The sequence below is a fragment of the Pseudoalteromonas sp. P1-26 genome, assembly GCF_001401795.1.
Taxonomy (GTDB): Bacteria; Pseudomonadota; Gammaproteobacteria; order Enterobacterales; family Alteromonadaceae; genus Pseudoalteromonas.
This window is the reverse complement of record NZ_LKDX01000160.1, coordinates 1-326: the sequence shown is the minus strand read 5'-3', so window position 1 is coordinate 326 and position 326 is coordinate 1. Positions and strand designations below refer to the sequence as shown.

Sequence of the window (326 nt, the reverse complement as noted above, 5' to 3'; positions counted from 1 at the left end):
GGGTTAACTCCTTCGACTTGAATTGTGATGTTTTCTGGTCAATTGGGGCATAAGTGCCCGTTGGGTAGTATTTACGTGCAAAGGTGCGGAAATACTTTTCTTCGTCAACTTTGGCATTCCAAATACTGCGTGCGCAACCCATCCACTGGCTTAAAACCAGTTTTTGATGTGATGTTGGGTTAGCACGTAGCTTAATGCCAGTTAGCATGGTCTTTCCGTAGGTTGTCAATTGCGGTAACTATTATTACACTTAGCGTTAAATTGTCAATCTAGTCTATGAGTAAAATGTACGAATGGAGAACAGGCAGAAGCTGCCTATTTAAAAA

The 326-nt window shown here is 41.4% G+C and carries 1 protein-coding gene; it reads right to left on the bottom strand.

The annotated features are described in order from the left end of the window. The coding region (locus AN394_RS21390; RefSeq protein ID WP_152968976.1) for a helix-turn-helix domain-containing protein at positions 1-208 on the bottom strand (208 nt) is incomplete at its 3' end. Positions 209-326 lie beyond the last annotated feature (118 nt).